Raw genomic sequence first — 13,721 nt, forward strand, 5'->3', positions numbered from 1 at the left:
TTCAAAATTTTTTCGTATGACCCGGATCCCCTGATAATTTCTCCTGCCGTCTGTGCGCCATAGCCAGCTCCCCATACAGGATACCGGACGCTAATACATAACGCAAGAATCCAGAAGACCCAAAAGAGTTCCTTGCTTTTATGCATCCTTTCTGGTAGAGTATGTGTAATGACAAATGTCTGAGGAGAGAGGTTGCCAATGAAGACCAAACGTATCTTTTCATTTGATTTTATAAGAGTTTTTGCCATGGTAATGATTGTAGTGTTCCACTACAATGCCTACTGTATCGACAGGAAGATTGAGACCGGCTCCATCCTGTTTCTGCGCTATGCCAACGGCACCATGGGCCATATCGGCGTGTCCCTTTTCTTTATTCTGTCAGGCGCATCCCTTATGTACGCTTACGCAGAAAAGCTGGAGTTAAAGAATTACTTTAAAAAAAGGTTTCTGTCCATCTACCCCCTGTACTGGATCGTCTACGCCGCCTTTTTTATCCATTTTTATATCATAAACCGGCTGCCCATGGTTCACTCTAAAATAACGCTCTTATTAAGCGTCCTGGGAATGGATGGATATCTGAACTATCTGATTCCTAATTATTACCTGGTTGGAGAATGGTTCGTGGGCTGTATCATATTTATCTATCTGGTATTTCCCCTGCTGCGCTGCCTTGTGCTTAAAAGGCCTGCCGCCACAGCCCTTGTAACAGCCCTTCTCTACATCCCCTATCTTCGCTTTTACCCCTTCCGTATGGAGGAGCAGAGGTTCTTCCTCACAAGGATACCGGAGGTATTGTTCGGTATGTATTTCGTGTACTATATCTACAAGGCGGATGGCTCGAAAAAAAATACAGAAAGCTATAACCCCCTCAAATGGCCCTTAGGCCTGGGCGCTTTGGCCGCCTTTCTGGTCACCATGTTCGTCCCCTTAAGCCTGCCTATGCCCTATATCATTCTGTGGACTGGCGTGTCCTGCTTCTTATTCCTGACCTGGTTCTCCCAGCTCATCCAATGGAGCTGGCTGACCACCCTCTGCAAAGCCATGTCCGCCTGCTCCTTCTCTGTATTTCTGGTTCACCATATACTGGTTGGAATTTTTATGGCGCCCTACGCAGGCAGAGCCCTGTCCTTCCAGGAAAACCATGAGCTGTTCTTTCAGTACTTTTTGTTTATCTCCATTACAGGCATTATCTTCTACCGCCTGTCTCTGATAGCCAACCGGATCATAGACCGGTTTACTTATCTTTTGTTAGAGAAGTATAGAACAAATCAGGCAGAAGTATCTGACTGATCTCAGCCAAGAACACTCCTGCCTGAATGGGCAGCCAGCTTACTGCTCTATTAAAAATTTCAAGTACTCATTTTCAAAAAAGTTGTTTAATTCGTGACCATGATTTGGATATACACAGCATCTGTTGTCACAGGCAAGCCCATTGGCAAGGGCAAATTGAGAAGACGGCGGTGTGTTCACATCCTGCAGGCCAATACTAATTAATACCTTATTGCGAAGCAATGGGGCAAAATTCTTCGCGTCCACATAAGCCAGCTTATCGAAGATCTCCTGTTCCTTTTTATGCATAGGATCCTGCCATCTGAAATAATAAAACAACCCCATATAGGGCCCTCCTGAAAAATCCTTTTCCCAGATTCTCTTATAGTCACAGAGCATTGGGTAATGGCTGGCGCATTTTTCCACTTCCGGATAGAGGGCTGCGCATGCTATAGCCAGTGCTCCTCCCTGACCTTCTCCGTACACAGCCATATGGACTCTATCGGTCTTTTTTAATCCCTTTGCAACCTCCGTCCACAGCAGCGCATCTTCGTAAATCCGGTGGAGATATAGATCCTCCACTTCTCCATCCAGGCCATGAAACAAGGGGCCGCAGGCCGTTGGCCCTTTTCCCGCTGCTCCACATTCACTCATTCCTCCCTGGCCCCGGCAGTCAGGGGCCAAAACAGCATAGCCGATAGCGCCATAACGGCTTAAGTGAAGCCAGCTTCGGGAGGACTGAGGATAGTCATGAAACTGTATGGCTGTAGGATACAGGCCCGGTTTAGAAGGGCAGATATATTTGGCTTTAAGCAGACAGCCATCCCTTGTCTTAACTGTAATAATATAATACTCCAGTTCCTCTGTTTCCATTTCCAATTTATCCATAGAGACAGGTGAAGCCAAAGCCCCAATCTGTTCCTTCATCTGCTTCCAATGCTTCGCAAAATCCTTTGGACCGGGACAGGCCCCTGTATAAGTCTTTAATTCCTCCAATCTTAAATCTGTTCCAGGCATGCCCCATCCTCCTTGTTACCAAAAAAGTTAATAATCTTATTATCAAACGCAGCAATTTCCTCATGACCATATTCATAGAAAATAAAATGCTTTTTCCGGGCAGTGATCTTGGAAAATACGGCAAACTGGGTAGATGGCGGACATACATCATCCATAAGGCCGGTTCCGCATAAAACCGGACAGGTAATTCGTTCTACAAAATTCTGCACATCAATGTATCCCAATTTAGTGAAAAATTTCTCCAGGTGTTCTCCCATCGGATCAAACCAACGGGTATGGTAAGCCAGGCCATTATAAACGATAACATCTCTATCCATCTCCCATACTCTGCGATAATCAGAAAGAAATGGGTAAAGAGCCGCACAGCGCTTTATATAAGACGCATTTAATGCTGTGCATACCAATCCTAGGCCAGCCCCCTGACTGGCTCCATTTACATAAATTTGCTCTGTATCCAATCCCTCTAATGCTAAAGCCAAACGCACCATCAGGCAGGTGTCCTGAAAGACCTCCACATAATACAGCTTCTCCGGCGGACCATCCGCCCCCATGATAATATGATCTGCGGCAGTGGTTCCCTGCCGTCCGCCAAGATCCTCACTGATGCCTCCTTGCCCCGGACAGTCCATAGCAAGAACGGCCATCCCTAAACCGGCAAAGCTGGATTGTTCAAACCAGCCTCTGGAGGAGCCTGGATATCCATGAAACTGCAGAACCACAGGCACCTTTCTTTTTCCAACAGGCTTTACATATTTAATATGGAGCCTGGCCCCTGCCATTCCCCTTAACCATACGTCATAATACTGAGTATAAGGGGTGTGAGGAATTTCCGCTTCCTTCAGCTCATATTCCAAGGGCAGGGCCCAGGCCTCCCCCGCTCTTTTCTCCCAAAATTCCCAAAAATCCTTCGGCCTGGGAGTACTTCCAGTATACTGCTTTAATTGCTGTAAAGGCATATCTTTTGCCGGCATGCTTTGTTTCCTTTCTATCGTTGCTACGTAAATTTGCTCATTTGAAGATGCGTTACTATCTCTTGAGCCTGTTTCCATGAATAGATTGGTATGTTTAAACCATTCACCCGTTTTGGACAATCCTCCCGATAATGAGGCCCCCTACTTTCCCTGCGAAGCAAAATCGCCTGATGCAGCGCAAGGGTAAGCTCTAAAGCCGCCTCCAAATCTACGGTTCTAAGCAGCTCCTCCATAGAACAATCTGTCTTTTCCAGGGGAATTTTATCCCGTTCCATCTGACTTTGAAGCTTTGATAGTTCCTGTAAAACGTTCCTACTCCCTTTTTCGCTCCTTATGAGCATGGCATGCTGTTGATTCAATTTTTGTATCGTATGAAGATATTTCTTAGCTTCCAAAATGACATAAAGCGGCTGATAATAATATGCTGCGGCCCCTTCTTTCTTCCCTCTCTCAGACCGGGCTGCCGCCTTACCAGCAATACGTCCAAAGACCAGCCCATTGGCCGAAGACAGCCCTCCCAGCCTATCTGCCCCATGCATGCCTCCGGTTACTTCACCACAGGCATACAGACCTTCTACTCCCGTAAATGCCTCTTCATCAATAGCAATGCCACCGTTAGAAGCATGAGCATACATGCTTAACCATACCGGATCATCCATGGTCAAATTTTTTTCTTCCTTTAACCAGTCAAAATATGTTTTAATAAACTCAGGCTGATGCCGCTTTACCTCCTCTTGATAAACAACGCGAATTCCCTCTCTTCTCCTTTGGCTTTCCTTATAAATTTCCAGATCCACCTTTTTAGACGAAAGGCGTGTAGTAAAGGGCCCATACCCGGATCTTAATTCTAACTGCTTCTCCCTTTCTTCCTCTTCCCATTCCGAAAATAATTCCTTATCTTCTCCATAAAAACGGCTGAATCGGAACAGCTTTTCATTATAGATGGTCTTGGGGGCAGGGTGTACATACCCCAGCATCATCTGCATAAATTCCAGATTAAACAATTTAGCTCCTGACTCTAAAGCCAGGTATTGACCAATTCCTGTCACATCATCTGTAGTCAAACGGTGTGTAAACAAGCCTCCCATTCCTCCGGTCGCTAAAATCACTGCCGGGCTTAGGATTTCCACAAAGCTAAGCCCCTCATCTTTTCTCTTGACGGCCAGAGCCCCGCAAACACGTTCTCCTTCTTTTAACAGCCTTAGGATTGTCATATGTTCAAGACAGGCGACTTTTAATTCACGCAACCGCTTCGACATCATTTGAGAGCTTCCAGGCTTTTCAATTCCCTTCCAAAGCCTGTTTTTATGATCAAAGCACGGGATAAATTCCCTCTCTTTATTTGCCTTTGCCTCTCTTAAGGGGACTCCCAGATGCTCTAAGTATTCCAGACTTTCCCTTATTTTTCCTGTGAAGGTGTGAACCAGAGCCGGATTAGCCATTCCTTCTCCAATTCTTAAAATTGTTTCTTCCAGATCCGCCTCATCCTTTTCATCCTCTGGAGCTACCAAGCCTAACCCCCAGGTTCCAGGATAGAAGCTGGAACCAGAGCAAAGCCTCCCTCTGCTGATAATGGCTGCCCTAGCACCCTCTTCAGCCGCAGAAATAGCTGCTGTCAAACCAGCCAGGCCAGACCCAACTACTAATACATCTACATAGATTCTGCTGGTACAGCGCATGCTTCCATATTCTCCTTTGCAAAATGACACGCTACAAAATGTTCCCTTCCTTCAATGATATATTTCTGAAGCTTAGGCTTTTCTTTTTTGCATATTTCCTGGCACATACGGCAGCGTCCATGGAAATGGCAGCCACTGGGCGGATTCATTGGAGACGGAACATCACCCTTTAATACGATTCTTTCCTTTTTATGATTAATGTCCGCTACTGGTATGGCAGATAGCAGAGCCTGTGTATATGGGTGAATACTATGCTGATACAATTCATCTGCATCTGCAAGCTCTACAATTCTGCCCAAATACATAACCGCGATTCTATCGCTTATATACTCTACCACACTTAAATCATGGGTAATAAAGATATACGTTAGATTATGCTTCTCCTTTAATTCTTTTAAGAGCTGGAGAACCTGCGCCTGAATCGATACGTCAAGGGCCGATACGGCTTCATCGCAAATAACAAGCTCCGGATTGATGCATAAGGCTCTTGCTATTCCTATACGCTGTCTCTGCCCCCCTGAAAACTCATGAGGATAACGATCCATATACTCTCTGCGCATATTAACTGCTTCTAATAAATCCCCGATCACCTTTCTGCGTTCCGCTTTGGTTTTAACCCCAAACTTTTTCAACGGATCTGACAAGGATTGATAAATGGTAAAAGAGGGATTCAGGGATGACTGCGGATCCTGAAAGACAATTTGAATCTTTCTTCTGGCCATATCCATTTCATCCTTTTTCAGTTCTGCAAGATTGCGGGAACCATCCTCAAATTCATATATCATTTCACCTGCCGTAGGCTTATATAGCTGTAAAATTGTTTTTCCCAGAGTAGTTTTTCCGCAGCCGGATTCTCCTACTAATCCCAGGGTCTCTCCTCTGTAAATGGTAAGATCGATATCGTTTACAGCCTGCACGTAAGACTCTGCCCTGCCTAAAAATCCACTTTTTACAGGAAAGAAGGTTTTTAATCCTCTGATCGTTAATAAAGGCTGTTTTTCTTTCTTATCTGGCATCTGTTAACACCTCCTTATATCTGCTGCAGCGCACCATATGAGTCCCCTCTACTATGGCTTCCTCAGGCATCTTTCCATCACATGCCGCACATGCATACTCGCATCTGGGAGCAAACTGACAGCCGCTGGGGCGATCATAGGGATCCGGTGTGGAGCCCTGAATCGGATGAATCTCTTGTTTCGCGCCCTTTCCCAAAATAGGGATTGACTTTAAGAGCGCTTTTGTATAGGGGTGGGCCGGAGAGCCTAAAACCTCCTGAGCCGTTCCGCTTTCAATGATATTTCCCATATACATGACCGCCACGTCATCAGCCAGCTCACATACCACGCCCATATCATGGGTGATCAGCATAATCGCAGTATTGTATTCTTCCTTCAGATGCTTCATCAATTCAAAAATTTGCGCTTGAATCGTCACATCCAAGGCGGTAGTCGGTTCATCTGCAATTAACACCTTAGGCTTGCAGCTCATAGCCATAGCAATCATAGCACGCTGACGCATACCTCCCGAAAATTCATGGGGGTATTGGTCAATCCGTTTTTCAGGATTCGGGATTCCCATATCCTTTAAAAGCTGCAGCGCTCTTGCTCTTGCTTCTTTTTTCGTCACCCTCTCATGAGAACGGATCATTTCGCAGATTTGCCAGCCGATGGTATATACCGGATTCAAGGCAGTCATAGGATCCTGGAAGATCATAGCAATGTCATGACCTCTCAAAGAGCGCATCTGCTTTCCATTCCGTTCCAGCCTTTCAATATGTATATCTCCACGCCCGTCTTCACTATGGTAGATAATTTCTCCCTCTTCAATACGGGAAAGCTTCGGTAAAAGCTGCATAATAGAGGTTGCTGTTACACTTTTTCCACAGCCGGATTCTCCAACAATACACAGAGTTTTTCCCCTCTTAATTTCCATAGATACTCCATTAATCGCCTTATTGCAGCGCTGGTTGGTATAAAAATATGTTTTCAGATTGTTCACTGAAATAATTACATCCTGTTCTTTCTTCATTCTTACGCCCTCCTAACCCTGCTGCGTGGGATCTGTTGTATCCCGGATTCCATCACCTAAAAAGTTAATACTCATAACGAAGAGAGAAACCACAATACCCGTTGGAAGCCACAGCCACCAACTATTTTCTAACGTATATAAATCCTGGGCAGCATTTAAAATATTTCCCCAGGTGGGAACCTCCAGGGGAACGCCCAGACCTAAAAAGCTCAGCGCCGCCTCTTCAAGAATAAACATAGCCGTACTTAAGGTCACATTTACTATAATCGGACTTAAGGCATTTGGCAGGATATGCTTATAACAGATAACAAATGGATTCAGCCCAAAAACCTTTAAAGACTGAACATATTCCTCCTCACGGATAGACAGCACCTGGGATCTTGCCATACGGAAGGATGAACCCCAGCCGCAAATTATAAATATAATTACAATATTCTTTGCGCTCTGCCCTAAGATTGATACCAGCATCAGAACCAGAATAAGCTGCGGAATGGACATAAAAATCTCCGAAATCCGAACCATGAGCTGGTCAAACCTCCCGCCCCTGTAGCCGCTGTAACATCCTGCCAGAACTCCAATAACAGCACAGCCAAGAGCGCTCCCAAAGCCGATAGCGATGGACATACGTCCTCCGTACAGAACTCTGGCAAATACATCTCTTCCTAATTTATCCGTTCCAAAAAGGTGATTTCCTGAAGGCATCTTTAAAATAGCCTTCATATCTACTGCCGTTGGAGAATAGGAGGCCAGAAAGGGAGCAAAAATACAGCTTAACAAAATAACCAAAAAAATAGCTCCTCCCACGATGGCCAGGCGGTTATTCAGAAGCTTTCTTAAGGCCCGATTCCCCTGTTTCCTTCTTTTTAATTCACCGGACTCCTCCAGTCTTTTTATTCTATCAAACTTGCGATTCAATCTGGATTGTTTTGACACCTTTATCACCTCCTATCCGTTCAGCTTCACCCTTGGATCCAGCGCCGCCGTCATGATATCAACAAAGGTACTGGCAAACAAGGTCATAAATACAAAAAGCAGGGCTAACATCATAACCAGGTTATAGTTTTGAGAACGTACTGCACTATTAAACGCACTTCCTATTCCAGGCCACTGAAATACTGTTTCAATTACTACGGAACCTGCGATCAGCGTTGGCAGACGGAAACCAATTAATACAATTACAGGAGTCAGAGACACCCTGAATCCATGTATCAGATTTACCCTCCATTCCGGCAGGCCTTTACTTCTTGCGGTTTTTATGTAGTCTTTATTCATCGTATCCAGCATACTGCTTCTGGCATATCGCATTACACCCGCAGTCATAGAAACTCCCAGCACAAGAGCTGGTAATACCATGTATTTCGCGCGATCTAAAAAGGTTACTGCATTGGTATCCGTACGCCCTCCAACCGGCAGCCATCCTAAATTCAAAGCAAAGATTAAAATAGCGCATACGCCAAAGAAAAACTGGGGAATCGAAACTCCAATCATACCTGCCACAGTCAGAACATTGTCTCCAATGCTTCCTTTATAAATAGCGCCTAACACTCCCAGAATACTTCCAAGAACGGTAGAAATCAATAAGGCCGCCACCGCCAGCTCCAGCGTAGCAGGAAGTCTTTGCGCCATAATTTTAATAACCGGAACTCCGCTGGAGGTACTATAGCCAAAGTCTCCATGTAAAATTCGGAACAACCACTTAAAATATCTTATAACAAAGGGATCATCTAATCCATACTGTGCCCTTAAAGCTGCCATTTGTTCATTCGTTAACCGGGCCAGGGACTCCGGATCCATTAAATAAGAGGTAGGATCTCCTGGCGTCAAATCCAACAGCCAATAGATGATAAAGGTAATAATCAGCAGCATCGGAATCATTCCCAGGATTTTTTTCACTGTATACTTAAGCATGTTTAGCCTTCCTTTCTGATTCGTCCCATTCTCATAAAGAAAGAGAGTGTCTCAAAAGTCATTTTCATTCAGAAATCATGCCATATAGAGATTTTATAACAGCGCGATACGCTGCATATGGTATGATTTTGATTCTAAAGCGACTTTTAAGACACACTCCTCATCCTTACACGGTATATAAAACAGATTTGAATTGAATTGTTTATCTTACTTTACAACCCAGTTCTGAACTCCCCAGTTAAAATTAAACTGTGGATTACCAATCGCCTCAATTCCTTCTACTCTATCACTATGTAACAAATAGATTGGCTGGTAATATAATGGGATTTCAAATAATGTTTCATTTTCGTATTTCTGCAATTCAAAAAACGCCTTTTTCTGTACCTCCGCATCTGCAGAAGCATTTGTTGCAGCAATTAACTCATCCAGCTTTGGATCGCCAGGCGTGTGTGAATTAATGGAGTAGCCGGTTGCGTATCTGTCATAGTACTCATGTAAGGACAGCGCCGCATTTGCCGCATAACACATATCCCAGTCTACCGCTCTAGGTCCATTGACCGGATCCTCCGGCGCTTTCCAAAGGATTGTTGCAAGGTCTCCTTCTACCAGGCTTGCATTCATCTTAATTCCAACTTCAGCAAGATACTGCTGGATAACTGCCATTAAATCCTGAGTTGCCTGATCGGTATAGTAGTAAACTACTTTGATCTCTCTATTAGAATCCCAGCCCGCTTCTGCTAATAGCTGTTTTGCTTTCTCAGGATTGTAATCGTAGTTATTTAATCCATCTACCTTATCCGGCCCGTCAGGGGTTAAGCTATTGGCAGGAACGCCCGCTCCATTCATAACTCCTTCGCAGATAGAGGCCATATCGATTGCATAAGCAATCGCCTGGCGCACTCTCGGATCCGAAAGAGCGCCTGGAGTTCCATCTGCGTTAGGGAATTTATTCACGTAGAAAAGCCGTGTATAACGTACATCCACTTTATCTAAGGTAATACCTGCCTGCCCTTCTAATGCCTGCACGTCAGCAATGTTTTTCGTGTATGCATAATCCAGCTTTCCAGCTTTTGCATTTGTAACAAAGTTGGGATCCGAATCTCCGGCGCTGGGATTTAAATGGATCTTGTAGTTTGCCACTCCACCATAGTATCCTTCAAAAGGCGCCAGTATCGTATAGTTACCCATCTGCACCTCCTCCACCTTAAAAGGACCGGAACCAACCGGATGCTGGAAGTATTCTGCCTGCTGCAGGCTCACAGGATCCACATCTGCCAGATATTTTTTCGGCAATGGCGCAAATTGGGTAAATACCAGCAATGCATCAGGAGCTACCTTATTGAAGTTTAATGTAATCGTATTTCCGTCAACTACAATACCGGAAATATGTTCCGCACTTCCATCTAAGTAAGCGCCAGAGCCTTCTATAGCTTCAAAAGCGGAGCGAAATACGGAGTTTAAAACGGTTGTCTTTAATGCGTACTCAATATTCCATTGAATTTCTTCTGCTGTAATGGGCTCTCCGTCATGCCAGGTTATTCCGTCTCTTAAGGTGAATTTTAAGTAAGAACCATCTTCTGCCATTTCATAGCTGGAGGCCAACTCTCCCTCACCTGATATAGGAGATAAATTTTCGTCTGCAAGCAGCAGACGCGCATATAAAGTTTTGTTATACATATAAGTTCCCGGATTTAACCAAGGGGTCTCAAAGAACTCTGTCGGCCCTCCATTGGAGTAAAGCACTCCTGCCTCACCTGCCGGAATTGCTTCTGTACCTCCTTCCGCTTTTGCCCCTGTGTCTGTTGCAGTTTCCTGTCCGCCGCCGCAGCCTGCCAGAAGAACCATACTCATAGAAGCTGCAAGAATTAAAGATAACAGTTTCTTTTTCATTCTTTCCCTTTCTCCTTCATCGTTTATGTGATCCGACCCAAAGAAAAAGTATATAAACGCCCTTTTAGCCCAATGGTTTAACCCCATGGTACCCCTTCCTTTGGCATATTACCTAATATAGTTAGGCAAACATTATAAAAATGGATCTTTTTTAGTATATTTGTTTTTAAATTTATTTTCAATACTATGCTATTATATTGAATGTTCTTTCTGTATCTTTGCTTATTTATCCAACTTAATCACCATATATCCATTTGAATTTGTTTATTTATTCTACATTTTTATTTTTTGTTTCCAAATCCACTTAAATATATAATTATTTTTTTTGCAAGGCTGCAACTGATTTTTTAACTAAATATAAGCTTCATATTTTCACCAAATTATACAATTCCATCAGCTTTTACACCTGTTTCCTCCTCGGCATTTCGATAAACCCGTTTCATGGTAAACCCTCTGCCTCTGACCTCATTTATCTGATTAATTATCATAAATGCTTCCGGATCCTCATCCATTACCAGCTGATTCAGCCTGGGCAAATCTCTTTGGGCTATTACAGCCAGTATCATTTCCTGCTCTTTATGAAGGTATCCTGTCTCCATGTGAAGCAAAGAAGCGCCGCAGTCCATACGCTCTGTGATGAGACGGTTCAGCTTCTTATAGGCTTTGCTGACTATTTTGACCTGAATTCTTGCAGTACCAGACACCAGTACCTTATTCAGCACCATAGTATACACAATAATCAAAAGAATTCCATATAAAACTCCGCGGAAGTCTGCCCCAATCATCTGAAGACCCAGAATCACACAGTCCATCAGATAAATGCTGAAAGATATATTTATACCAAGCTTCTTTTTAAGGATCAAAGAAGGTATATCCACTCCGCCCGTGGAAGCCCCGGCACGTATCACAATCCCTATCCCCGCTCCAATCAACAGACCTGCATAAAAAACAGCCACCAGCCGCTCCTCCATAGCAAAGCCCTGAAAACCAGTACGCTCCAGCACCCCCAGCATAAACGGGTAAATGACTGTGCTGAGTGCCGTCGTCACCGCAAACCTCCTTCCCAAAATCCAGGCTCCTATAAGAAACATGGCTACGTTAAATAGACTCACAAACAGGCTCACCGGAATACATGCAAACCGATAAAAAAACAGCGCCAGGCCGGTAGTCCCTCCTGTCATCAGGTTGTTCGGCACAATAAACAACACCACTGCCAAGGCATACATCAAATTACCCAGAATAATCATGCCGATACTCATAAGCTCCCCCGCTGCCCTCTTTTTTATCTCCATCCTTTTACCCCTTTCTCACTTTACCCAGATGAAACGTCAAAGAAAACGGCGGCAGATTTCTCTGCCGCCATAACGCTTTTTATCATACGAGGCTTTTCAGGCCTCTCAGTCATAATCTCAATTATCATATGCCATCTGTGCTTTTATGTTTATACTGTCAAATACTCCATAAGGTATGGTATCATGTTTCCCTTCCGCTGTCAAGCTGCCGTCTTTCCTGCCCCACGACCAACCCATGAATGGACATTCTTCGAACAATCCATTCTGCCGGGCTTTTGTTTTTCACAAGGAAATGCTTTTCTTTTTGCAGACACTAAAAAGCCGCACCCCCTCACTCCAAGGGACTGCGGCATTTATTTTATTTAGCTTGATACCAATCTATCAATTATTCAACAATAGTAACAACACGGCCTGAACCTACCGTTCTTCCGCCCTCACGGATAGCAAAACGAAGACCCTGCTCCATAGCTACCGGATGAATCAGCTCCACGGTCATCTCTACGTTGTCGCCAGGCATGCACATCTCTGTACCAGCAGGCAGCTCGCAAACACCAGTAACGTCAGTTGTTCTGAAATAGAACTGAGGACGATAATTGTTGAAGAAAGGAGTATGACGGCCACCCTCGTCCTTGGTCAGAACGTAAACCTGAGCGGTAAACTTCTTGTGGCACTTAACAGAACCTGGCTTAACCAGACACTGTCCTCTTTCAATCTCTGTTCTCTGAACGCCACGAAGCAGCGCACCAATGTTATCGCCGGCCTGAGCCTCATCAAGAAGCTTGCGGAACATCTCGATACCAGTAACAACAACTTTACGTGTCTCCTCGCTGATACCAACGATCTCAACCTCATCAGATACGTGAAGAGTACCACGCTCTACTCTACCGGTAGCAACCGTACCACGGCCTGTGATAGAGAATACATCCTCTACTGGCATCAGGAATGGCTTGTCAGTCTCACGAACTGGATCTGGAACCCACTCGTCAACGGCCTTCATAAGCTCAAGGATTTTATCTCCCCACTCGCCATTCGGGTCCTCAAGAGCCTTCAGAGCGGACCCCTGGATAATTGGTGTGTCATCACCTGGGAACTCGTACTCATTTAACAGCTCACGAATCTCCATATCTACCAGCTCCAGAAGCTCTGGATCGTCCACCATATCACACTTGTTCATAAATACTACGATATAAGGAACGCCTACCTGACGGGAAAGCAGGATGTGCTCTCTTGTCTGAGCCATAACGCCATCGGTAGCTGCTACAACCAGAATAGCGCCGTCCATCTGCGCAGCTCCGGTAATCATATTCTTAACATAGTCAGCATGTCCTGGGCAGTCAACGTGTGCATAATGTCTCTTCTCTGTCTCATACTCAACGTGTGCGGTAGAGATAGTAATTCCACGCTCTCTCTCCTCCGGAGCCTTATCGATGTTCTCAAAAGCAACTGCTTCACCAGTACCTAATCTCTCATGAAGAGTCTTTGTGATAGCTGCGGTTAAAGTGGTTTTACCATGGTCAACGTGTCCGATGGTACCAATGTTACAATGCGGTTTCGTTCTCTCAAACTTAGCTTTAGCCATTTTATAACGTCCTCCTTAATTTGCGCCCTGTATCTTGGGCTACTATAGATAATGTCAGGCTATCAATCATTATATTCTATTTTCCCTT

The 13,721-nt window shown here is 44.6% G+C and carries 11 protein-coding genes; 1 reads left to right on the plus strand and 10 read right to left on the minus strand.

From position 1 onward, the window contains the following. Window positions 1-198: 198 nt before the first annotated feature. Window positions 199-1,290 (plus strand): acyltransferase family protein, encoded by a 1,092-nt coding sequence (locus FYJ39_RS04105; protein ID WP_154471188.1) that lies wholly within the window; start codon window positions 199-201, stop codon window positions 1,288-1,290. 39 nt (window positions 1,291-1,329) lie between these two features. Here the strand turns inward: FYJ39_RS04105 and FYJ39_RS04110 are convergent, their stop codons facing one another. The 10 genes from FYJ39_RS04110 to tuf form a co-directional block, all read right to left on the minus strand. After that, complete coding sequence (locus FYJ39_RS04110; RefSeq protein WP_235919733.1) at window positions 1,330-2,286, minus strand: acetylxylan esterase; 957 nt, start codon at window positions 2,284-2,286, stop codon at window positions 1,330-1,332. Then, entirely contained in the window at window positions 2,268-3,257 is a 990-nt protein-coding gene (locus FYJ39_RS04115; protein WP_154471189.1) for an acetylxylan esterase, read from the minus strand. The genes FYJ39_RS04110 and FYJ39_RS04115 overlap by 19 nt, the downstream gene beginning before the upstream one ends. A gap of 23 nt (window positions 3,258-3,280) precedes the next feature. Further along, window positions 3,281-4,936, minus strand: coding sequence for an FAD-dependent oxidoreductase (locus FYJ39_RS04120; protein WP_154471190.1), 1,656 nt, complete (start codon window positions 4,934-4,936; stop codon window positions 3,281-3,283). Beyond that, window positions 4,909-5,952, minus strand: a complete 1,044-nt coding sequence (locus FYJ39_RS04125) for an ABC transporter ATP-binding protein (protein WP_154471191.1) — start codon at window positions 5,950-5,952, stop codon at window positions 4,909-4,911. Before FYJ39_RS04125 ends, FYJ39_RS04120 begins: the two co-directional genes overlap by 28 nt. Next, a complete protein-coding gene (locus FYJ39_RS04130; protein ID WP_154471192.1) occupies window positions 5,942-6,964 on the minus strand; it encodes an ABC transporter ATP-binding protein in 1,023 nt (340 codons plus the stop codon). The genes FYJ39_RS04125 and FYJ39_RS04130 overlap by 11 nt, the downstream gene beginning before the upstream one ends. A 12-nt stretch (window positions 6,965-6,976) precedes the next feature. After that, window positions 6,977-7,897: an ABC transporter permease gene (locus tag FYJ39_RS04135; RefSeq protein WP_022512455.1), complete on the minus strand. Its 921-nt coding sequence runs from the start codon at window positions 7,895-7,897 to the stop codon at window positions 6,977-6,979. Between the two features lie 12 nt (window positions 7,898-7,909). Then, window positions 7,910-8,872 carry an ABC transporter permease gene (locus tag FYJ39_RS04140; RefSeq protein ID WP_154471193.1) on the minus strand — a complete coding sequence of 321 codons (963 nt, stop codon included), beginning with the start codon at window positions 8,870-8,872 and terminating at the stop codon, window positions 7,910-7,912. Between the two features lie 207 nt (window positions 8,873-9,079). After that, window positions 9,080-10,762, minus strand: coding sequence for an ABC transporter substrate-binding protein (locus FYJ39_RS04145; RefSeq protein ID WP_154471194.1), 1,683 nt, complete (start codon window positions 10,760-10,762; stop codon window positions 9,080-9,082). Window positions 10,763-11,142: 380 nt separating this feature from the next. Continuing rightward, the gene (locus tag FYJ39_RS04150) at window positions 11,143-12,054 is read right to left on the minus strand and encodes a YitT family protein (protein ID WP_154471195.1); all 912 of its coding nucleotides are present in this window, start codon (window positions 12,052-12,054) and stop codon (window positions 11,143-11,145) included. 385 nt (window positions 12,055-12,439) lie between these two features. After that, window positions 12,440-13,633: an elongation factor Tu gene (gene tuf, locus FYJ39_RS04155; protein ID WP_154471196.1), complete on the minus strand. Its 1,194-nt coding sequence runs from the start codon at window positions 13,631-13,633 to the stop codon at window positions 12,440-12,442. Between the last annotated feature and the right edge of the window lie 88 nt (window positions 13,634-13,721).

The sequence above is a fragment of the Clostridium porci genome (assembly GCF_009696375.1).
Lineage (GTDB): Bacteria > Bacillota > Clostridia > Lachnospirales > Lachnospiraceae > Enterocloster > Enterocloster porci.